This is a genomic window from Escherichia sp. MOD1-EC6300, assembly GCF_002965045.1.
GTDB classification, from domain to species: Bacteria; Pseudomonadota; Gammaproteobacteria; order Enterobacterales; family Enterobacteriaceae; genus Escherichia; species Escherichia coli_F.
The window spans coordinates 153,417-174,875 of sequence record NZ_PTRH01000011.1 but is presented as its reverse complement, the minus strand read 5'-3'; the positions used below and the strand labels follow the sequence as shown (position 1 = coordinate 174,875).

Genomic DNA, 21,459 nt, shown 5'->3' with positions numbered 1-21,459 from the left:
GGAGCGGGAAACGAGACTCGAACTCGCGACCCCGACCTTGGCAAGGTCGTGCTCTACCAACTGAGCTATTCCCGCTTAATCTTCGTCTTTCGAACCGCTACTGCCTTGGCTGCCTTCACTCACCTTAGTCACTTACTTTTGTAAGCTCCCAAGAATTCGTTCAGTTGCCGCCTTGTCGCAATTCGAAATACTGCGATTGGGTGGTCTGTGCTTTGCAGCACTTTTCAAATTTTGGAGCGGGAAACGAGACTCGAACTCGCGACCCCGACCTTGGCAAGGTCGTGCTCTACCAACTGAGCTATTCCCGCGTACTGCTTAATTTTGCTTTCGTAATTTTCGCATTTCTGCGTCGTTACGGGAGGCGCATTATACGAGAAATCTTTTCCTCTGCAACCCCCCTAAAAATTTTTTTTTGAGTTTTTATCTCAAGTGCTGAAATTATCAGCAAGACGTTCAATTTAGCGTCAAAATCACGCCGCCGCAAGTGGATTCCGGCGCTTACGTGACCAGGAAAAATTTTACAGCTTGATAAAATGCTCGCGGTAGTAAGCCAGTTCTGCCACCGACTCACGGATATCATCCATCGCCTGATGCGTCCCCTGCTTGGTAAAACCATCAAGAATTTCCGGCTTCCAGCGGCGCGCCAGCTCTTTCAGTGTGCTGACATCCAGATAACGGTAGTGGAAGTAGGCTTCCAGTTCCGGCATATATTTAAACAGGAAGCGACGGTCCTGGCCGATGCTGTTACCACAGATCGGCGATTTACCCGCAGGCACCCACTGTTTTAAAAATTCGAGCGTCGCCAGTTCCGCTTCCCGATCGCCCATCGTGCTCGCTTTCACGCGATCCACCAGCCCGCTGGCGGTATGAGTACGGACATTCCAGTCATCCATCAGCGCCAGTTGTTCATCGGACTGGTGTACTGCAATGGTCGGCCCTTCTGCCAGAATATTCAGGTTGGCGTCGGTCACCAGCGTGGCAATCTCAATAATGCGATCGCGCTCGGGATCCAGACCGGTCATCTCAAGATCGATCCAAATCAGGTTGTTTTCATTGGCACTCATGCTATTTTCCACCCATTCACAGTGACTATATTGATCCACAATTGCGTGTATCATAGATGTTTTGCCCATCAGGGGCGACCAGGAGTCAGTACGATTGAGTAAAAATAAACTCTCCAAAGGCCAGCAGCGCCGCGTGAACGCCAATCACCAGCGTCGTCTTAAAACGTCTAAGGAGAAGCCCGACTACGACGACAATCTGTTTGGCGAGCCTGATGAAGGTATCGTCATCAGCCGCTTTGGTATGCACGCTGATGTGGAATCCGCCGATGGCGACGTTCACCGCTGCAATATTCGCCGTACCATCCGTTCGCTGGTGACCGGCGATCGCGTAGTCTGGCGTCCGGGAAAACCGGCGGCGGAAGGCGTAAATGTCAAAGGGATCGTGGAAGCGGTGCATGAGCGCACCTCAGTGTTGACGCGCCCGGATTTCTACGACGGTGTGAAACCCATTGCTGCCAACATTGACCAGATTGTCATTGTCTCCGCGATTTTGCCGGAGCTGTCGCTCAATATTATCGACCGTTACCTGGTGGCCTGCGAAACCTTGCAGATTGAGCCGATTATTGTGCTCAACAAGATAGACCTGTTGGACGACGAAGGCATGGAATTCGTCAACGAGCAGATGGATATCTACCGCAATATCGGTTATCGCGTATTGATGGTTTCCAGTCATACTCAGGATGGACTGAAACCGCTGGAAGAGGCGTTGACCGGGCGCATCAGTATTTTTGCCGGGCAGTCTGGCGTCGGCAAATCCAGCCTGCTGAACGCGTTGCTGGGGCTGCAAAAAGAGATCCTGACCAACGACGTCTCGGATAACTCGGGGCTTGGTCAGCACACCACGACCGCCGCGCGGCTGTATCACTTCCCGCACGGCGGTGATGTGATTGATTCCCCAGGTGTGCGTGAGTTTGGTCTCTGGCATCTGGAACCGGAACAAATTACTCGGGGTTTTGTCGAATTCCATGACTACTTAGGTCTGTGTAAATATCGCGATTGCAAACACGATACCGATCCGGGCTGCGCTATCCGGGAAGCAGTTGAGGAAGGGAAAATCGCGGAAACCCGTTTCGAAAACTATCACCGTATTCTGGAAAGCATGGCGCAGGTAAAAACGCGTAAAAACTTTTCTGATACGGATGACTGACAATTAAGCTAACCGTCGTTAGAATCGTCCCCTTTTTTTCAGGATCCGGCATGTAGGCCGGATCAGGAACGACAAAACAATGGCCTGGAGGCTACCTTGTTAAATTCATTTAAACTTTCGCTACAGTACATTCTGCCGAAATTATGGCTTACTCGCCTGGCGGGTTGGGGCGCAAGCAAGCGGGCAGGATGGCTGACAAAACTGGTTATCGATCTGTTCGTTAAATACTACAAGGTCGACATGAAAGAGGCGCAAAAGCCGGACACCGCCAGCTACCGCACCTTTAACGAATTCTTTGTCCGTCCGCTGCGTGACGAAGTACGCCCAATCGATACCGATCCTAATGTACTGGTCATGCCTGCCGATGGCGTTATCAGCCAGTTAGGTAAAATCGAAGAAGATAAAATCCTGCAAGCTAAAGGCCACAACTACAGCCTCGAAGCTCTGCTGGCAGGTAACTATCTGATGGCGGATCTTTTCCGTAACGGTACGTTTGTGACCACTTACCTCTCCCCGCGTGACTACCACCGCGTACACATGCCGTGCAACGGTATTCTGCGTGAGATGATCTATGTGCCGGGCGATCTCTTCTCCGTTAACCATCTCACCGCTCAGAACGTGCCGAATCTGTTTGCCCGTAACGAACGCGTGATCTGCCTGTTCGATACCGAATTTGGCCCGATGGCGCAGATTCTGGTCGGGGCGACGATTGTTGGCAGCATTGAAACTGTCTGGGCGGGCACCATTACGCCGCCGCGCGAAGGCATCATCAAGCGCTGGACCTGGCCTGCCGGAGAAAACGACGGTTCTGTGGCGCTGCTGAAAGGCCAGGAAATGGGTCGCTTTAAACTCGGCTCTACCGTTATCAACCTGTTTGCACCGGGTAAAGTTAATCTGGTTGAGCAACTGGAAAGCCTGTCTGTCACGAAAATTGGTCAGCCACTGGCAGTATCTACCGAAACCTTTGTTGCGCCAGACGCAGAACCTGCCCCGCTTCCTGCCGAAGAGATCGAGGCAGAACACGACGCCAGCCCATTGGTTGACGACAAAAAAGACCAGGTCTAATCCATCAAAGGAAACGCTGACGTGCGCCTGATTATCACTTTTCTGATGGCCTGGTGCCTCAGTTGGGGGGCGTACGCCGCGACGGCCCCCGATAGTAAACAAATCACCCAGGAACTGGAGCAGGCAAAAGCGGCGAAACCCGCGCAGCCGGAAGTCGTAGAGGCACTCCAGTCCGCCTTAAATGCGCTTGAGGAACGAAAAGGTTCCCTTGAGCGCATCAAGCAATATCAAGAAGTCATTGATAATTACCCGAAACTTTCCGCTACTCTGCGCGCGCAATTAAACAACATGCGTGACGAGCCGCGCAGCGTATCGCCGGGAATGTCTACCGACGCGCTGAATCAGGAAATTCTCCAGGTCAGCAGCCAGTTGCTGGATAAGAGCCGTCAGGCCCAGCAAGAGCAGGAGCGCGCCCGCGAGATTGCCGATTCGCTGAATCAACTGCCGCAACAGCAAACCGATGCCCGCCGCCAGTTGAATGAAATCGAGCGCCGCCTTGGAACGCTTACCAGCAATACCCCGCTTAATCAGGCGCAAAATTTTGCATTGCAGTCTGACTCTGCGCGACTGAAGGCGCTCGTTGATGAACTGGAACTGGCACAGCTGTCTGCCAATAACAGGCAAGAATTAGCGCGCTTGCGCTCAGAGCTGGCAGAAAAAGAGAGCCAACAGCTGGATGCATATTTGCAGGCCTTGCGTAATCAGTTGAACAGCCAACGCCAGCTTGAGGCGGAGCGGGCGCTGGAAAGCACCGAACTTCTGGCAGAAAACAGCGCCGACTTGCCGAAAGATATCGTCGCGCAATTCAAAATTAACCGCGAGCTGTCGGCGGCGTTGAATCAACAGGCGCAGCGGATGGATCTCGTTGCCTCGCAACAGCGTCAGGCTGCCAGCCAGACGTTACAGGTCCGGCAGGCGTTGAATACGCTGCGTGAACAATCACAATGGCTGGGATCGTCCAACCTGCTCGGCGAAGCGTTGCGGGCGCAGGTGGCACGGCTGCCGGAAATGCCAAAACCACAACAGCTTGATACCGAAATGGCGCAGTTGCGTGTGCAACGGTTACGTTATGAGGATCTGCTTAATAAACAGCCGCTGCTACGACAAATCCATCAGGCCGACGGTCAGCCGCTGACCGCCGAGCAAAACCGTATTCTTGAAGCACAGCTGCGCACTCAGCGTGAGTTACTTAACTCATTGTTACAGGGCGGCGACACGTTACTGCTGGAGCTGACCAAGCTGAAAGTCTCCAACGGGCAACTGGAAGATGCGCTGAAAGAAGTGAATGAAGCGACGCACCGATACCTGTTCTGGACTTCTGACGTGCGCCCGATGACCATCGCCTGGCCGCTGGAGATCGCCCAGGATCTGCGTCGTCTCATTTCGCTGGACACCTTCAGTCAGTTGGGCAAAGCCAGCGTAATGATGCTGACCAGCAAAGAGACGATTTTGCCGCTGTTTGGCGCGTTGATTCTGGTCGGTTGCAGTATTTACTCGCGCCGCTATTTCACCCGTTTTCTTGAACGTTCGGCGGCGAAAGTCGGCAAAGTAACTCAGGATCACTTCTGGCTGACGTTGCGCACTCTTTTCTGGTCGATTCTCGTCGCGTCACCGCTCCCGGTGCTGTGGATGACGCTGGGTTACGGCTTGCGCGAGGCGTGGCCTTATCCGCTGGCGGTCGCAATTGGTGATGGCGTAACGGCCACCGTACCGCTGCTGTGGGTAGTGATGATTTGCGCCACCTTTGCCCGTCCGAACGGCTTGTTTATCGCTCATTTCGGCTGGCCACGCGAACGGGTTTCCCGTGGGATGCGTTACTACCTGATGAGCATCGGGCTTATTGTGCCGCTGATTATGGCGCTGATGATGTTCGATAACCTCGACGACCGTGAATTCTCCGGTTCGCTGGGACGGCTTTGTTTTATCCTCATTTGCGGTGCACTGGCGGTAGTCACCCTCAGCCTGAAAAAGGCCGGGATTCCGTTGTATCTCAACAAAGAAGGCAGCGGCGACAACATTACCAACCATATGCTGTGGAACATGATGATTGGCGCGCCGTTGGTAGCCATTCTGGCGTCGGCGGTGGGTTATCTGGCAACGGCGCAGGCACTGTTAGCAAGGCTTGAAACCTCAGTTGCCATCTGGTTCCTACTATTAGTGGTTTATCACGTTATCCGTCGCTGGATGCTGATCCAACGCCGCAGGCTGGCGTTTGACCGGGCGAAGCATCGCCGGGCAGAGATGTTAGCGCAGCGTGCGCGTGGCGAAGAGGAAGCGCATCATCACAGTAGCCCGGAAGGGGCAATTGAAGTCGATGAAAGCGAAGTCGATCTCGATGCCATCAGTGCACAATCCTTGCGGCTGGTGCGCTCAATTTTGATGTTGATCGCCTTGCTTTCGGTCATTGTGCTGTGGTCAGAAATCCATTCCGCTTTCGGCTTCCTTGAAAATATTTCGCTGTGGGATGTCACTTCCACGGTACAGGGCGTAGAAAGTTTGGAGCCGATTACCCTCGGTGCGGTGCTGATTGCCATTCTGGTGTTTATCATCACCACGCAGCTGGTGCGCAACCTGCCCGCGCTGCTGGAACTGGCGATTTTGCAGCACCTCGATTTAACGCCGGGTACGGGTTACGCCATCACCACCATCACCAAATATCTGCTGATGCTGATTGGCGGGCTGGTCGGCTTCTCAATGATTGGTATTGAATGGTCGAAATTGCAGTGGCTGGTCGCCGCGCTCGGTGTTGGTCTCGGTTTTGGTTTGCAGGAAATTTTCGCCAACTTTATCTCTGGCCTGATAATCCTGTTCGAAAAACCGATTCGCATTGGCGATACGGTGACGATCCGCGATCTCACCGGTAGTGTGACGAAAATTAACACCCGCGCCACCACCATCAGCGACTGGGACCGCAAAGAAATTATCGTGCCGAACAAGGCATTTATTACCGAGCAGTTTATCAACTGGTCGCTCTCTGACTCGGTCACGCGCGTGGTGTTGACGATTCCGGCCCCTGCCGATGCCAACAGTGAAGAAGTGACGGAAATCCTGCTAACCGCAGCGCGTCGCTGCTCGCTGGTGATCGACAACCCGGCACCGGAAGTCTTCCTGGTGGATCTACAACAGGGGATTCAGATTTTCGAGCTGCGTATTTACGCCGCTGAGATGGGTCACCGCATGCCACTTCGCCATGAAATCCATCAACTGATTCTGGCGGGCTTCCACGCCCACGGTATCGATATGCCATTCCCGCCCTTCCAGATGCGTCTGGAAAGCCTCAACGGTAAACAAACGGGGAGAACATTAACTTCTGCGGGCAAAGGTCGTCAGGCGGGAAGTTTGTAAGGTCTTTGTGGCCGGATGAACCCATCCGGCTCACAAGCAAAACTGATAGCGCAGAAAAAACTGCCACAACCAGTAGCCGAAAATAGCCAGCGCGGTGGCGTACATAAACCAGCCGCGTTTTTTTCGCCACAAAGCGAACCAGAGAAAAGGGAAAAAGAGCGGTAACGTTATTATCACACCGACATCGCGAGTATCGTCATCTTCGAGATACATCAAAACATCACAGACGTTGTTAATCCCGCGTCCATCAATCATCCACTCTTTGTCCAGCGCGGAGGTAATGGTTATCCAGAGGAACGCCACAATGAACCAGATGCAGCACAAGACAAACATGCGCGCACTCATGAGATAATCGGTCGCTTAATTTCGCTATAGCGCATACGAAACCCCGCTAATTCCCTGTCATTGCGCCCTATCGTCAGGCAGACGATAGGGCATCGGGTTATTCCACCGCCCACTGCGGATTTTTTGCCACTCTACTGCAATAGTTCTGGTAAATCGCCATCGCTAACAGCGAGAAGAAGACAGGGCCGCCAATCATCCACAATGTGCTGTCCCAGTCTCCGGCTTCAACCACAGGTTGAATGATGGTGAAGACGTTCGCAAATGTCACCACCAGTACGACAACCACCGTCGCAATCATTGCCGACATACGCGTTTTGAAAATCACAAACGGTCTGTCGAGATCCTGACGTGCTTTAAAGAACGGGAAAGCCAGTGCAAGGAACAGGTAAGGAAGCGTCATAGACACGTTCGCCATCAGCGTTAGCTTGTTAAAGAATGCCGATGCGGTGCCACCACCAAACGAAACCAGCAGGATGAAGACAGTAACCAACCCGCACTGCATCCACATGGCGATAGACGGCATGCCCATCGCATTCAGCCGCGTCATCGGTTCCGGCCACAACGCTTTCGGCGTCCCCTGGATGATGGCTTTCAGCGGTGAATAGCAAAGCGTAAAGAACGCACCGGTATAAGCGAGGAACATCGAAAGTCCGGTAATACGCGCAAACCATACGCCCAGCGACAATGACGCTTCAGGTGACAAATGCAGTGCGTTACCCAGCGTCATCCCGAGGCTCTTCATCAGCACATAGGTAATATTGCCAAGGTTAACGGAACCATTACTTAATACCTGCTGCCAGTTTGTGCTGACGCCCCATAAAAATATTGCCAGCGAATAACCGATTGAAATAACAATAGCGGCAAAAACAATACCTTTGGCAAAGTTCTTTTCTGGATTTTCCGTTTTATCGACCAGACCACCAACCGCTTCAATTCCGCCATAGGCAAAAATGGCAAATACCACAAACGATAGCATTGCCAGACCGGACTGATAACCTGGATTCGGTGATGTCAGGAAATTAATATCCTGCGCGAAATGCCCACCATTTAATAACAAAATAGTAATGCTTACTAACAGTAATACTAAATTCAGGCACATTACTGCAATACCGCCCACCGCAGTAATGCGGGCAATTTTATTAATCCCTTTTGAAGCAACGACGGTGACCAGAATCATCCATGCCACTGCCAGCAGACCAACCACCTGCGTAGGTTCCAGTCCGGCAATATGCCAGTGCTGGGTCATGTCGCTACCGTAGAGAAATGTTGAGAACGGTACCCAAACTTTCGCGGAGGTGCTCACCATCCAGATGATATAAGAGGAAAACCACATAAACGTACCAATGAAGGCAAAACGGGGTCCGACACTATTATTCATCCAGGAATAGATACCGCCTTCTTCTTTGCGATACGCAGCGCCCATTTCAGCCATCATTAAGGCGAATGGAATAAAGAATAACAATGCAGAAAATATATAAAAGGGAATCGCACTATAACCCATTAAGTAATAAGCCGATGGGCTATTGGCAAATCCAAATACGGAAGTAAAGATCATCAATATGAGTCCTATCAGACTCATCTTTTTTATCGTGTGAGGCATGAAACCATCCTTCATTTCAGCGCGTGTATAAAACGCGCCCACTGAACTGCACCGCCCAACATTGAGCGGGCAGCGTAAAAACCAATACAGAATTGATACCTGGATGATATCAAATATCCAGTCTTAAATTGTGGCCTTTAGCGGAAAAATGAAAACATATGCTACAGAATGGCGCTCATCACGCCATTCTTCGCTGTTAATTCAGTAATTTTTCAGAATTATGCCCGGTCAACGCTAAAGGCGATGACTTCAGCCAGTGTCTCCGCGCCCAGCGCCAACATCACCAGACGATCAACGCCTAATGCCACGCCGGAACAGTCAGGCATACCGACTTTCAAGGCTTCAATAAGATTCTGGTCAATGGGGTGCTGCGGCAAACCGCGCGCCGCGCGCTTACGGTTATCTTGTTCAAAACGTTGTTGCTGCTCACGGGCATCCGTCAATTCATGGAAACCATTCGCCAGCTCAATACCTTTATAATAAACCTCAAAGCGTTCAGCGACCCGATGATCTTCGGTACTGATTTGCGCCAGTGATGCCTGGCTGGCCGGAAAGTGGTACACAAAGGTCGGTTTTTCTTTGCCAATATTTGGCTCTACGCCAAAGGTAAACAGCAGTTGTAGCAGCGTGTCGCGGTCTTCTTCGGTATCGGCAACGTTGCTCAAATCCAGTTTCGCTGCCACTTCCCGCAGTTGCGTTTTGTCGGCAGAGAGCGGGTCAATTTCCAGATAACGCAAGAAAGCTTGTTGATAAGAAAGACTTTCTGCTGCCGGGCAGTCCAGCACCTGTTGCAAGAGATCGTCCACCTCGTTCATCAACCGGTACATATCATAGTGCGGTCGATACCACTCCAGCATAGTGAATTCAGGGTTGTGATAACGCCCCATCTCTTCATTACGGAAGCTGCGACACAGCTGGAAAACCGGCCCACAACCGGCAACCAGCAGGCGTTTCATATGGTATTCCGGGCTGGTCATTAACCAGAGATTCATCCCCTGCGAATGCCCGGGGCCAACGAAACGCGTCTCAAACGGGACCAAATGAATATCGGTTACCGTCGCCTGGCTCATACAAGGCGTCTCCACCTCCAGCACTCCACGATCGGCAAAGAAACGACGGATCTCCGCCATAATCGCCGCGCGTTTTAATAAGTTAGGAATGGATGCGCTCGGCTGCCAGGATGCCGTTTCGCTCATAGTTAAATCTCCATTTTTTGACAAGGGCACGAAGTCTACTCGCAACGCGGCGGCGAGACAAATTTTACGCAGGTATCAATCAACGGTGGGCGGTGACTAAAAAAAGCACGATCTGATGGTTTAGTAATTAAATTAATCATCTTCAGTGATAATTTAGCCCTCTTGCGCACTAAAAAAATCGATCTCGTCAAATTTCAGACTTATCCATCAGACTATACTGTTGTACCTATAAAGGAGCAGTGGAATAGCGTTCGCAGACCGTAACTTTCAGGCACTTACCCTGAAGTACGGGGCTGTGGGATAAAAACAATCTGGAGGAATGTCGTGCAAACCTTTCAAGCCGATCTTGCCATTGTAGGCGCCGGTGGCGCGGGATTACGTGCTGCAATTGCTGCCGCGCAGGCAAATCCAAATGCAAAAATCGCACTAATCTCAAAAGTATACCCTATGCGTAGCCATACCGTTGCTGCAGAAGGGGGCTCCGCCGCTGTCGCGCAGGATCATGACAGCTTCGAATATCACTTTCACGATACAGTAGCGGGTGGCGACTGGTTGTGTGAGCAGGATGTCGTGGATTATTTCGTCCACCACTGCCCAACCGAAATGACCCAACTGGAACTGTGGGGATGCCCATGGAGCCGTCGCCCGGATGGTAGCGTCAACGTACGTCGCTTCGGCGGCATGAAAATCGAGCGTACCTGGTTCGCCGCCGATAAGACCGGCTTCCATATGCTGCACACGCTGTTCCAGACCTCTCTGCAATTCCCGCAGATCCAGCGTTTTGACGAGCACTTCGTACTGGATATTCTGGTTGATGATGGTCATGTTCGCGGCCTGGTAGCAATGAACATGATGGAAGGCACGCTGGTGCAGATCCGCGCTAACGCGGTCGTTATGGCTACCGGCGGTGCGGGTCGCGTTTATCGTTACAACACCAACGGCGGTATCGTTACCGGTGACGGTATGGGTATGGCGCTAAGCCACGGCGTTCCGCTGCGTGACATGGAATTCGTTCAGTATCACCCAACCGGTCTGCCAGGTTCCGGTATCTTGATGACCGAAGGCTGCCGCGGTGAAGGCGGTATTCTGGTCAACAAAAATGGCTACCGTTATCTGCAAGATTACGGCATGGGCCCGGAAACTCCGCTGGGCGAGCCGAAAAACAAATATATGGAACTGGGTCCACGCGACAAAGTTTCTCAGGCCTTCTGGCACGAATGGCGTAAAGGCAACACCATCTCCACACCGCGTGGCGATGTGGTTTATCTCGACCTGCGTCACCTCGGCGAGAAAAAACTGCATGAACGTCTGCCGTTCATCTGCGAACTGGCGAAAGCGTACGTTGGCGTCGATCCGGTTAAAGAACCGATTCCAGTACGTCCGACCGCACACTACACCATGGGCGGTATCGAAACCGATCAGAACTGTGAAACCCGCATTAAAGGTCTGTTCGCCGTGGGTGAATGTTCCTCTGTTGGTCTGCACGGCGCAAACCGTCTGGGCTCCAACTCCCTGGCGGAACTGGTGGTCTTCGGTCGTCTGGCCGGTGAACAAGCGACAGAACGTGCAGCAACTGCCGGTAATGGCAACGAAGCGGCAATTGAAGCGCAGGCAGCTGGCGTTGAACAACGTCTGAAAGATCTGGTTAACCAGGATGGCGGCGAAAACTGGGCGAAGATCCGCGACGAAATGGGCCTGGCTATGGAAGAAGGTTGCGGTATCTACCGTACGCCGGAACTGATGCAGAAAACCATCGACAAGCTGGCTGAGCTGCAGGAACGCTTCAAGCGCGTGCGCATCACCGACACCTCCAGCGTGTTCAACACCGACCTGCTCTACACCATTGAACTGGGTCACGGTCTGAACGTTGCTGAATGTATGGCGCACTCCGCAATGGCACGTAAAGAGTCCCGCGGCGCGCACCAGCGTCTGGACGAAGGTTGCACCGAGCGTGACGATGTCAACTTCCTCAAACACACCCTCGCCTTCCGCGATGCTGATGGCACTACTCGCCTGGAGTACAGCGACGTGAAGATTACTACGCTGCCGCCAGCTAAACGTGTTTACGGTGGCGAAGCGGATGCAGCCGATAAGGCGGAAGCAGCCAATAAGAAGGAGAAGGCGAATGGCTGAGATGAAAAACCTGAAAATTGAGGTGGTGCGCTATAACCCGGAAGTCGATACCGCACCGCATAGCGCATTCTATGAAGTGCCTTATGACGCAACTACCTCATTACTGGATGCGCTGGGCTACATCAAAGACAACCTGGCACCGGACCTGAGCTACCGCTGGTCCTGCCGTATGGCGATTTGTGGTTCCTGCGGCATGATGGTTAACAACGTGCCAAAACTGGCATGCAAAACCTTCCTGCGTGACTACACCGACGGTATGAAGGTTGAAGCGTTAGCTAACTTCCCGATTGAACGCGATCTGGTGGTCGATATGACTCACTTTATCGAAAGTCTGGAAGCGATCAAACCGTACATCATCGGCAACTCCCGCACCGCGGATCAGGGTACTAACATCCAGACCCCGGCGCAGATGGCGAAGTATCACCAGTTCTCCGGTTGCATCAACTGTGGTCTGTGCTACGCCGCGTGCCCGCAGTTTGGCCTGAACCCCGAGTTCATCGGTCCGGCTGCCATTACGCTGGCGCATCGTTATAACGAAGATAGCCGCGACCACGGTAAGAAGGAGCGTATGGCGCAGTTGAACAGCCAGAATGGCGTATGGAGCTGTACTTTCGTGGGCTACTGCTCCGAAGTCTGCCCTAAACACGTCGATCCGGCTGCGGCCATTCAGCAGGGCAAAGTAGAAAGTTCGAAAGACTTTCTTATCGCGACCCTGAAACCACGCTAAGGAGTGCAACATGACGACTAAACGTAAACCGTATGTACGGCCAATGACGTCCACCTGGTGGAAAAAATTGCCGTTTTATCGCTTTTACATGCTGCGCGAAGGCACGGCAGTTCCGGCTGTGTGGTTCAGCATTGAACTGATTTTCGGGCTGTTTGCCTTGAAAAATGGCCCGGAAGCCTGGGCGGGATTCGTCGACTTTTTACAAAACCCGGTTATCGTGATCATTAACCTGATCACTCTGGCAGCAGCTCTGCTGCACACCAAAACCTGGTTTGAGCTGGCACCGAAAGCGGCCAATATCATTGTAAAAGACGAAAAAATGGGACCAGAGCCAATTATCAAAAGTCTCTGGGCGGTAACCGTGGTTGCCACCATCGTAATCCTGTTTGTTGCCCTGTACTGGTAAGGAGCCTGAGATGATTAATCCAAATCCAAAGCGTTCTGACGAACCGGTATTCTGGGGCCTCTTCGGGGCCGGTGGTATGTGGAGCGCAATTATTGCGCCGGTGATGATCCTGCTGGTGGGTATTCTGCTGCCGCTGGGGCTGTTTCCGGGTGATGCGCTGAGCTACGAGCGCGTTCTGGCGTTCGCGCAAAGCTTCATTGGTCGCGTATTCCTGTTCCTGATGATCGTTCTGCCACTGTGGTGTGGTTTACACCGTATGCACCACGCGATGCACGATCTGAAAATCCACGTGCCTGCAGGCAAATGGGTTTTCTACGGTCTGGCTGCTATCCTGACAGTTGTCACGCTGATTGGTGTCGTTACAATCTAACGCATCGCCAATGTAAATCCGGCCCGCCTATGGCGGGCCGTTTTGTATGGAAACCAGACGCTATGTTCAAAACGACGCTCTGCGCCTTATTAATTACCGCCTCTTGCTCCGCACTTTCCGCCCCGCAACAGCTCAACGAGATTGTGCATCGCACAATTACCCCGCTTATAGAGCAACAAAAGATCCCCGGTATGGCGGTGGCGGTGATTTATCAGGGCAAACCTTATTACTTTACCTGGGGCTATGCGGACGTAGATAAAAAGCAGCCCGTCACGCAGCAAACGCTGTTTGAGTTAGGCTCGGTCAGCAAAACATTTACGGGCGTGCTTGGTGGCGACGCTATTGCGCGAGGGGAAATCAACCTAAGCGATCCCGCAACAAAATACTGGCCTGAACTTACCACTAAACAGTGGAATGGGATCACACTATTACATCTTGCGACCTACACCGCTGGCGGCCTGCCATTACAGGTGCCGGATGACGTTAAATCCTCAAGCGACTTGCTGCGCTTCTATCAAAACTGGCAGCCTGCATGGGCTCCAGGAACACAACGTCTGTATGCCAACGCCAGTATTGGTTTGTTCGGTGCACTGGCTGTGAAACCATCCGATTTGAGCTTTGAACAGGCGATGCAAACTCGTGTTTTCCAGCCACTCAAACTCAACCATACGTGGATTAATGTGCCGCCCGCAGAAGAAAAGCATTACGCCTGGGGATATCGCGAAGGTAAGGCAGTGCATGTTTCGCCAGGGGCGTTAGATGCTGAAGCTTATGGTGTGAAGTCGACCATTGAAGATATGGCCCGCTGGGTGCAAAGCAATTTAAAACCCCTTGATATCAATGAGAAAACACTTCAACAAGGGATACAACTGGCACAATCTCGCTACTGGCAAACCGGCGATATGTATCAGGGCCTGGGCTGGGAAATGCTGGACTGGCCGGTAAATCCTGACATTATCATTAACGGCAGTGACAATAAAATTGCACTGGCAGCACGCCCCGTAAAAGCGATTACGCCCCCAACTCCTGCAGTACGCGCATCATGGGTACATAAAACGGGGGCGACCGGCGGATTTGGTAGCTATGTCGCGTTTATTCCAGAAAAAGAGCTGGGTATCGTGATGCTGGCTAACAAAAATTATCCCAATCCAGCGAGAGTTACCGCCGCCTGGCAGATTCTCAACGCTCTACAGTAAAATTTCATCGGGTCCGAATTTTCGGACCTTTTCTCCGCTTTTCCTTGCTGTCATCTACACTTAGAAAAAAACCAGTAAGGAAACATTTATGCGCCTGCTCCCTCTCGTTGCCGCAGCGACAGCTGCATTCCTGGTCGTTGCCTGCAGTTCTCCTACGCCGCCGCGTGGCGTGACAGTAGTGAATAATTTCGACGCCAAACGTTATCTCGGTACCTGGTATGAGATTGCCCGTTTTGATCACCGCTTTGAACGTGGACTGGAAAAAGTCACCGCAACATACAGTCTGCGGGATGATGGCGGCCTGAATGTCATTAATAAAGGCTATAATCCTGACAGAGAAATGTGGCAGCAGAGTGAAGGGAAAGCGTACTTTACCGGCGCACCAACTCGCGCTGCGCTGAAAGTGTCATTCTTTGGTCCTTTCTATGGCGGTTATAACGTTATTGCGCTCGATCGGGAATACCGCCATGCGCTGGTTTGCGGCCCGGACCGCGACTACCTGTGGATACTCTCCCGCACGCCAACCATTTCTGACGAAGTGAAACAGGAAATGCTGGCAGTCGCGACCCGGGAAGGGTTTGATGTCAGTAAGTTTATTTGGGTACAGCAACCCGGTAGTTAGTGAGTGCTGAGTTTCAGACCAATAATCCCCAATACGATTAACGCCAGGCTCGCCAGGCGCATCGGGTTAGCGGACTCACCGAGCAGCACAATACCGGTGATGGCCGCGCCGACTGCGCCAATACCCGTCCACACGGCATAAGCTGTCCCTACTGGTAACGATTTCATCGCCCAGGCAAGTAGCGCCATACTGACAATCATCGCCGTCACGGTAATAACACTTGGCGTCAAACGACTAAAACCGTGGGTATATTTCAGACCAACGGCCCATACCACTTCCAGCAGACCAGCAATAACTAAGATAATCCAGGACATATCAGGCTCCGGAGAATTGGGGCCGTCCCCGGTGAAAAGAGGCGTTTGCAGGTCGTCCTGCAAAGCTGATGGTTGAACGGATATTTTGCCAGGTGGCAGAGGAATTTCAACTATTACCTTTGTAACTATCGCAGAAAAAAACAAACGGCACGACACAGCTGTCGTACCGTTATTGCTTATTGCTGCGCTTTCGTTGCTGCGCCAGAAATCGCGTTACCGCCATCAGAAATGTCTTCACCAACGCCACGCGTGGTGTTGCAGGCAGTTAATACTGTTGAAAGCACCAGAACAGAAAAGATCGCTGCAATTGTCTTCTTCACCATAACGTCTTCCTTTTAGGTAATGTTATTTATGTTTGCCTATAGCAAATTAATAATAGACAACATCGCCAAAAATGATGGAAATCTGATGATTTTTCGGAAGAGAAGAAAAATTAGCTGGCAGCGCGGGAGATGGAGTTGCCGAGATGTTTGATATCTTCGCCGAAACCGCGAGCGGTATTACAGCCCGTGAGCAGCGTGCTGGCAAGCAAAACAAGAACGATAAGGCGTTTCATCATCTCTGACCAGAATAAGTGATGGTGCAGCCAACAGGCCGCACCAAAACCGCATTACTTCACGCGAGAGACGTATTCACCAGAGCGGGTATCCACTTTGATGACTTCGCCGATCTGCACGAACAGCGGAACTTTAACCACAGCGCCAGTAGACAGGGTAGCCGGTTTGCCGCCAGTACCTGCGGTATCCCCTTTCAGGCCTGGATCGGTATCAACGATTTCCAGTTCAACAAAGTTCGGCGGAGTAACGGAGATCGGCTGACCATTCCACAGAGTTACGATACACTCTGCCTGATCCAGCAACCATTTAGCGTTGTCGCCAATTGCTTTTGCATCAGCAGACAGTTGCTCGAAAGTTTCGTTGTTCATGAAGTGCCAGAACTCACCGTCGTTGTACAGGTAAGTCAGGTTCATATCGACAACATCAGCGCCTTCAGCGGAATCAGTAGATTTGAAGGTTTTTTCTACGCGAGTACCGGTCAGCAGACGACGCAGTTTAACGCGAGCAAATGCCTGGCCTTTACCCGGTTTTACGAATTCACTCGCTTCAACCGCGTAAGGTTCGCCGTCTAACATGATTTTAAGACCAGCACGAAAATCGTTGCTATAGTACGTTGCCATAAGGCCCTCTGAAATTTGTTAATTGGTAGCTAAGCCACAAAATGGCGCATATTGTAACCCTAAATACCCCATCCAGAGAAGATTGGTTAACGCAACTTGCCGATGTTGTGACCGATCCTGATGAACTTCTGCGTCTTTTGAATATAGACGCGGACGAAAAACTGTTGGCCGGACGCAGCGCCAAAAAGCTGTTTGCCCTGCGTGTGCCCCGCTCATTTATCGATCGCATGGAGAAAGGCAATCCGGACGATCCACTTTTGCGTCAGGTACTTACCTCGCAAGATGAGTTTGTCGTCGCGCCCGGATTCTCCACCGACCCGCTGGAAGAACAGCACAGCGTAGTGCCAGGTTTGTTGCATAAATACCACAACCGGGCGCTTTTGCTGGTCAAAGGCGGCTGCGCGGTAAATTGCCGCTATTGCTTCCGTCGCCATTTCCCGTATGCCGAAAATCAGGGCAACAAGCGTAACTGGCAGACTGCACTAGAGTATGTTGCTGCGCATCCGGAACTGGACGAGATGATTTTCTCCGGCGGCGATCCGCTGATGGCGAAAGATCACGAGCTGGACTGGTTGCTTACACAACTGGAAGCCATCCCGCATATCAAACGTCTGCGGATTCACAGCCGTCTGCCGATTGTGATCCCGGCACGCATCACAGATGCGCTGGTTGAACGCTTTTCACATTCTACGCTGCAAATCTTGCTGGTGAATCACATCAACCATGCCAATGAGGTAGATGAAACATTCCGCCAGGCGATGGCTAAGTTGCGCCGGGTAGGCGTTACTTTGCTGAACCAGAGCGTTCTGTTACGTGGTGTGAACGATAACGCACAAACGCTGGCAAACCTGAGTAATGCGTTGTTCGATGCGGGCGTGATGCCGTATTACCTGCATGTGCTCGATAAAGTACAGGGCGCGGCGCATTTTATGGTGAGTGATGACGAAGCACGGCAGATTATGCGTGAGTTGCTGACACTGGTATCTGGATATATGGTGCCGAAACTGGCGCGCGAGATTGGCGGCGAACCCAGTAAAACGCCACTGGATCTCCAGCTACGCCAGCAGTAACTGATTAAACAGGGAAGTTTAATCTTTGCACGTTGCATAACCTTTAATTATTCATATACATTGCTGTTATTACTTTTTATATAACCAACACCAATAATTAACCTTTCTTTTCTGTTTATATAGAGTGAGCACGGCTATTTATGTTATTTTAACAACTATTACTACCAAGCCCATTTATCTGGCTTATAAATTAAAATTAATTATTTAATTGAGAAATGGTTAGGGAGAACCTACATGGCCATAAGCATCAAGGGAGTTAATACCGGTGTTATTCGCAAGAGTAATAATTTCATTGCACTGGCGCTGAAAATTAAAGAGCCTCGCAATAAAGAATCGTTGTTCTTTATGTCTGTCATGGAACTGCGAGACCTGCTGATTGCGCTGGAAAGCCGTCTGCATCAAAAGCATAAACTGGATGCTGATGCACGTCTTCAGTATGAGCAGACTCGCGATAAAGTTATTAAGAAAATGGCAGAAAATATCCCAGAAATTCTGGTTGATGAGCTTAAAAATGCCGATATTAATCGCCGAGTTAATATGCTGGAACTTACCGATAATCAGGGCGAAAATCTTAGCTTCGTATTAACGTTACATGACGGTAGCAAATGTGAGTTAGTCGTCAATGAGTTGCAGATTGAAATGCTGGCGCGAGCAATCATTCATGCAATTAATAATGCGGAAATGCGCGAACTGGCATTACGTATTACCTCACTCTTAGATTTCCTGCCGTTATACGACGTTGACTGCCAGGACAATGGCAATCTGGAATATGACACCTATTCCCAACCGGAATGGAAACATAACTTGTTCAACCATTATCTGGCAGTGCTTTATCGCTTTAAAGATGAAAATGGCAAAGAGCAATTTAGCGGCGCGGTGGTGAAAACGCGTGAAGCAACGCCGGGTAAAGAAGTGGAGGCGATCACTCGCCGAATGCTTGATTTCAGCCCCAGACTGAAAAAACTCGCGGGTGTGCCATGTCAGGTCTATGTTCGCACCGTAGCGGCAAATAACACCCAACCGCTAACCCAGGATCAATGCTTACGCGCGCTGCATCACTTACGTGTTCAGTCCATCAGCAAAAGTGCACCACAAGCGAAATAATCTCATCTTTGCTAATGCGAGGCTGGAGTCATCCAGCCTCTGAATCACATCAATTCGGGCACTTATATACCTGGCCGATAATCTGGCTATCCGTCGGGACAAAACTGGACAACATTCCCTGCGACGGGCTGCTGATACCATAAATCACGTTACCACCCATTGCCGCTGCCTGGTTGCGCAGATCGTTTGCCGCACCACGCATAGAACCGCCTTCTTCACCGTGTTGCCCGGAAAGCCAGTTACTTTGCTTACCTGTCGCAGTACCAATCAGCTGGCACTCTGCGCCTGGCTGCTCGTCCACAATGCGTACACTCTGACCGGCAGCACTCAATTCGTTGCTGGAGCTACAACCCGCCATCAGTAGCGCGGCACCGACAATCCCTGCTAAGTATTTTACGTGCATGTTATTCCCCATAATCAATGAGCTGGACGCCACTCGCGTCGTCCGTGTCTGAATCTTATACTAGAAAGATGACCAAAAGAAAAACCCCCAGACATTTCTGCCCGGGGGTTTGTTTATTTCTGCGAGTTGCAGGGCAATTACATCATGCCGCCCATGCCACCCATGCCGCCCATACCGCCAGCAGCGCCTAAGTCAGCTGCATCGTTTTTCGGCAGGTCGGTAACCATGCACTCGGTGGTGATCATCAGACCAGCCACAGAAGCCGCGTACTGCAGAGCAGAGCGGGTTACTTTGGTTGGGTCCAGGATACCCATGTCGATCATGTTGCCGTATTCTTCGGTTGCTGCGTTGTAACCGTAGTTGCCGTCGCCGCCTTTAACGGTGTTAGCAACAACAGACGGTTCTTCGCCGCAGTTCAGGACGATCTGACGCAGCGGAGCTTCCATTGCACGCAGTGCAACTTTGATACCCACGTTCTGGTCTTCGTTCTGACCACGCAGGTCAGCCAGTTTAGACGCTACGCGGATCAGCGCAACACCACCACCAGCAACCACGCCTTCTTCTACCGCAGCACGGGTCGCGTGCAGGGCGTCTTCAACGCGTGCTTTTTTCTCTTTCATTTCAACTTCGGTAGCAGCACCAACTTTGATAACTGCAACGCCGCCTGCCAGTTTCGCTACGCGCTCCTGCAGTTTTTCACGGTCGTAGTCAGAAGTTGCTTCTTCAATCTGCTGACGGATCTGAGCAACACGGCCCTGGATTGCAGCTTCTTCACCCACGCCATCGATGATGGTGGTGGTGTCTTTGTTGATTACAACACGTTTAGCCTGACCCAGGTCTTCCAGGGTTGCTTTTTCCAGCTCCATACCAATCTCTTCAGAGATCACGGTACCGCCAGTCAGGGTTGCGATATCCTGCAGCATAGCTTTACGACGATCGCCGAAGCCCGGTGCTTTAACCGCAGCGACTTTCACGATGCCACGCATGGTGTTAACAACCAGAGTTGCCAGCGCTTCGCCTTCAACATCTTCAGCGATGATCAGCAGCGGTTTGCCTGCTTTTGCAACGGCTTCCAGAACCGGCAGCATTTCGCGGATGTTGGAGATTTTCTTGTCAGCCAGCAGGATGAACGGGCTTTCCAGTTCTACTGCGCCAGTTTCCGGCTTGTTGATGAAGTAAGGAGACAGGTAGCCACGGTCGAACTGCATACCTTCAACCACGTCCAGTTCATCCTGCAGACCGGTACCGTCTTCAACGGTGATAACGCCTTCTTTACCGACTTTGTCCATCGCTTCAGCGATCAGTTTACCTACGGTTTCGTCGGAGTTAGCGGAGATGGTACCAACCTGAGCAATCGCTTTAGAGTCAGAGCACGGTACGGACAGGGCTTTCAGTTCTTCAACTGCAGCGGTAACGGCTTTGTCGATACCACGTTTCAGGTCCATCGGGTTCATGCCCGCAGCAACAGCTTTCAGGCCTTCAGTGATGATAGCCTGAGCCAGTACGGTTGCGGTGGTGGTACCGTCGCCTGCAGCGTCGTTCGCTTTAGAGGCAACTTCTTTCACCATCTGCGCACCCATGTTTTCGAACTTGTCTTCCAGTTCGATTTCACGAGCAACGGAAACACCATCTTTGGTGATGGTCGGTGCACCGAAAGATTTATCCAGAACTACGTTACGGCCTTTCGGACCGAGGGTAACTTTCACTGCATCTGCCAGTACGTTTACGCCGCGCAGCATTTTCACACGAGCGTCGTTACCGAATTTTACGTCTTTAGCTGCCATTATCTTTATTCCTTAAATTCGTATGTTCAGTGTCGTGCGCGGATTACGCTTCAACAATTGCCAGAATGTCGCTTTCGGACATGATCAACACTTCTTCATTGTCGATCTTCTCAGATTTCACACCGTAGCCATCGTTGAAAATAACGATGTCGCCAACTTTCACGTCCAGCGGCTTCACTTCGCCATTTTCAAGGATACGGCCATTGCCGACAGCCAGCACTTCGCCACGGGTAGATTTAGCCGCTGCAGAGCCGGTCAGAACGATGCCGCCAGCAGATTTAGTTTCAACTTCTTTACGCTTGACGATCACGCGATCATGCAATGGACGAATATTCATTGATAACTCTCCTTTGAGAAAGTCCGTATCTGTTATGGGTGACGCCGGACCTTA

At 51.5% G+C, this 21,459-nt stretch carries 22 protein-coding genes and 2 tRNA genes; 11 read left to right on the top strand and 13 right to left on the bottom strand.

Going from position 1 to position 21,459, the window contains the following annotated elements; all coding sequences use genetic code 11:
- Positions 1 to 2: 2 nt before the first annotated feature.
- From BGE37_RS17445 to orn, 3 genes are all read right to left on the bottom strand, one after another.
- A tRNA-Gly gene (locus tag BGE37_RS17445) sits at positions 3 to 75 on the bottom strand.
- 157 nt (positions 76 to 232) lie between these two features.
- A tRNA-Gly gene (locus tag BGE37_RS17440) sits at positions 233 to 308 on the bottom strand.
- 210 nt (positions 309 to 518) lie between these two features.
- Positions 519 to 1,064 (bottom strand): oligoribonuclease, encoded by a 546-nt coding sequence (gene orn / locus BGE37_RS17435; RefSeq protein WP_001353514.1) that lies wholly within the window; start codon positions 1,062 to 1,064, stop codon positions 519 to 521.
- Between the two features lie 94 nt (positions 1,065 to 1,158).
- Between orn and rsgA the strand changes: the two genes are divergently transcribed.
- The 3 genes from rsgA to mscM all read left to right on the top strand — a co-directional run bounded on the left by rsgA (position 1,159) and on the right by mscM (position 6,621).
- The gene (rsgA, locus tag BGE37_RS17430; protein ID WP_000041977.1) at positions 1,159 to 2,211 is read left to right on the top strand and encodes a small ribosomal subunit biogenesis GTPase RsgA; all 1,053 of its coding nucleotides are present in this window, start codon (positions 1,159 to 1,161) and stop codon (positions 2,209 to 2,211) included.
- Between the two features lie 96 nt (positions 2,212 to 2,307).
- Complete coding sequence (gene asd, locus BGE37_RS17425; RefSeq protein WP_032185738.1) at positions 2,308 to 3,276, top strand: archaetidylserine decarboxylase; 969 nt, start codon at positions 2,308 to 2,310, stop codon at positions 3,274 to 3,276.
- A 21-nt stretch (positions 3,277 to 3,297) separates the two neighbouring features.
- Positions 3,298 to 6,621 (top strand): miniconductance mechanosensitive channel MscM, encoded by a 3,324-nt coding sequence (gene mscM / locus BGE37_RS17420; RefSeq protein ID WP_105288263.1) that lies wholly within the window; start codon positions 3,298 to 3,300, stop codon positions 6,619 to 6,621.
- A 30-nt stretch (positions 6,622 to 6,651) separates the two neighbouring features.
- Here mscM and BGE37_RS17415 read toward each other — a convergent pair whose 3' ends face one another.
- From BGE37_RS17415 to epmA, 3 genes are all read right to left on the bottom strand, one after another.
- Positions 6,652 to 6,966 carry a YjeO family protein gene (locus tag BGE37_RS17415; RefSeq protein ID WP_032185736.1) on the bottom strand — a complete coding sequence of 105 codons (315 nt, stop codon included), beginning with the start codon at positions 6,964 to 6,966 and terminating at the stop codon, positions 6,652 to 6,654.
- A 97-nt stretch (positions 6,967 to 7,063) separates the two neighbouring features.
- The gene (gene yjeM / locus BGE37_RS17410) at positions 7,064 to 8,566 is read right to left on the bottom strand and encodes a glutamate/gamma-aminobutyrate family transporter YjeM (RefSeq protein WP_032185735.1); all 1,503 of its coding nucleotides are present in this window, start codon (positions 8,564 to 8,566) and stop codon (positions 7,064 to 7,066) included.
- 218 nt (positions 8,567 to 8,784) lie between these two features.
- On the bottom strand, positions 8,785 to 9,762 hold the full coding sequence (gene epmA, locus BGE37_RS17405) for an elongation factor P--(R)-beta-lysine ligase (RefSeq protein WP_000004771.1): 978 nt from the start codon (positions 9,760 to 9,762) through the stop codon (positions 8,785 to 8,787).
- A gap of 324 nt (positions 9,763 to 10,086) precedes the next feature.
- Here epmA and frdA point away from each other — a divergent pair, with 324 nt between their 5' ends.
- The 6 genes from frdA (at position 10,087) to blc (ending at position 15,216) form a co-directional block, all read left to right on the top strand.
- Positions 10,087 to 11,895, top strand: coding sequence for a fumarate reductase (quinol) flavoprotein subunit (gene frdA, locus BGE37_RS17400; protein ID WP_001192973.1), 1,809 nt, complete (start codon positions 10,087 to 10,089; stop codon positions 11,893 to 11,895).
- Entirely contained in the window at positions 11,888 to 12,622 is a 735-nt protein-coding gene (gene frdB / locus BGE37_RS17395) for a fumarate reductase iron-sulfur protein (RefSeq protein WP_000829498.1), read from the top strand. Before frdA ends, frdB begins: the two co-directional genes overlap by 8 nt.
- A gap of 10 nt (positions 12,623 to 12,632) precedes the next feature.
- A complete protein-coding gene (gene frdC / locus BGE37_RS17390) occupies positions 12,633 to 13,028 on the top strand; it encodes a fumarate reductase subunit FrdC (protein ID WP_000208757.1) in 396 nt (131 codons plus the stop codon).
- 10 nt (positions 13,029 to 13,038) lie between these two features.
- On the top strand, positions 13,039 to 13,398 hold the full coding sequence (gene frdD / locus BGE37_RS17385; protein WP_000609663.1) for a fumarate reductase subunit FrdD: 360 nt from the start codon (positions 13,039 to 13,041) through the stop codon (positions 13,396 to 13,398).
- 62 nt (positions 13,399 to 13,460) lie between these two features.
- The gene (locus BGE37_RS17380) at positions 13,461 to 14,594 is read left to right on the top strand and encodes a BlaEC family class C beta-lactamase (protein ID WP_105288262.1); all 1,134 of its coding nucleotides are present in this window, start codon (positions 13,461 to 13,463) and stop codon (positions 14,592 to 14,594) included.
- Between the two features lie 88 nt (positions 14,595 to 14,682).
- Positions 14,683 to 15,216: a lipocalin Blc gene (gene blc / locus BGE37_RS17375; protein WP_001238369.1), complete on the top strand. Its 534-nt coding sequence runs from the start codon at positions 14,683 to 14,685 to the stop codon at positions 15,214 to 15,216.
- Here blc and sugE read toward each other — a convergent pair.
- The 4 genes from sugE to efp form a co-directional block, all read right to left on the bottom strand.
- Complete coding sequence (gene sugE, locus BGE37_RS17370; RefSeq protein ID WP_000118482.1) at positions 15,213 to 15,530, bottom strand: quaternary ammonium compound efflux SMR transporter SugE; 318 nt, start codon at positions 15,528 to 15,530, stop codon at positions 15,213 to 15,215. The genes blc and sugE overlap by 4 nt on opposite strands.
- Positions 15,531 to 15,706: 176 nt before the next feature.
- Positions 15,707 to 15,853 carry a lipoprotein toxin entericidin B gene (gene ecnB / locus BGE37_RS17365; RefSeq protein WP_000239596.1) on the bottom strand — a complete coding sequence of 49 codons (147 nt, stop codon included), beginning with the start codon at positions 15,851 to 15,853 and terminating at the stop codon, positions 15,707 to 15,709.
- Positions 15,854 to 15,963: 110 nt separating this feature from the next.
- Positions 15,964 to 16,089 (bottom strand): lipoprotein antitoxin entericidin A, encoded by a 126-nt coding sequence (gene ecnA, locus BGE37_RS17360; protein ID WP_000977757.1) that lies wholly within the window; start codon positions 16,087 to 16,089, stop codon positions 15,964 to 15,966.
- Positions 16,090 to 16,140: 51 nt separating this feature from the next.
- Entirely contained in the window at positions 16,141 to 16,707 is a 567-nt protein-coding gene (gene efp / locus BGE37_RS17355; RefSeq protein WP_000257278.1) for an elongation factor P, read from the bottom strand.
- Positions 16,708 to 16,748: 41 nt separating this feature from the next.
- Between efp and epmB the strand changes: the two genes are divergently transcribed.
- A complete protein-coding gene (gene epmB / locus BGE37_RS17350) occupies positions 16,749 to 17,777 on the top strand; it encodes an EF-P beta-lysylation protein EpmB (protein ID WP_000940518.1) in 1,029 nt (342 codons plus the stop codon).
- A gap of 234 nt (positions 17,778 to 18,011) precedes the next feature.
- On the top strand, positions 18,012 to 18,881 hold the full coding sequence (locus BGE37_RS17345; RefSeq protein WP_032185732.1) for a YjeJ family protein: 870 nt from the start codon (positions 18,012 to 18,014) through the stop codon (positions 18,879 to 18,881).
- A gap of 49 nt (positions 18,882 to 18,930) precedes the next feature.
- Here BGE37_RS17345 and BGE37_RS17340 read toward each other — a convergent pair whose 3' ends face one another.
- The 3 genes from BGE37_RS17340 to BGE37_RS17325 all read right to left on the bottom strand — a co-directional run bounded on the left by BGE37_RS17340 (position 18,931) and on the right by BGE37_RS17325 (position 21,405).
- A complete protein-coding gene (locus BGE37_RS17340; RefSeq protein WP_000558209.1) occupies positions 18,931 to 19,284 on the bottom strand; it encodes a DUF4156 domain-containing protein in 354 nt (117 codons plus the stop codon).
- A gap of 137 nt (positions 19,285 to 19,421) precedes the next feature.
- Positions 19,422 to 21,068: a chaperonin GroEL gene (gene groL, locus BGE37_RS17330; protein ID WP_000729117.1), complete on the bottom strand. Its 1,647-nt coding sequence runs from the start codon at positions 21,066 to 21,068 to the stop codon at positions 19,422 to 19,424.
- Between the two features lie 43 nt (positions 21,069 to 21,111).
- On the bottom strand, positions 21,112 to 21,405 hold the full coding sequence (locus BGE37_RS17325; protein ID WP_001026276.1) for a co-chaperone GroES: 294 nt from the start codon (positions 21,403 to 21,405) through the stop codon (positions 21,112 to 21,114).
- Between the last annotated feature and the right edge of the window lie 54 nt (positions 21,406 to 21,459).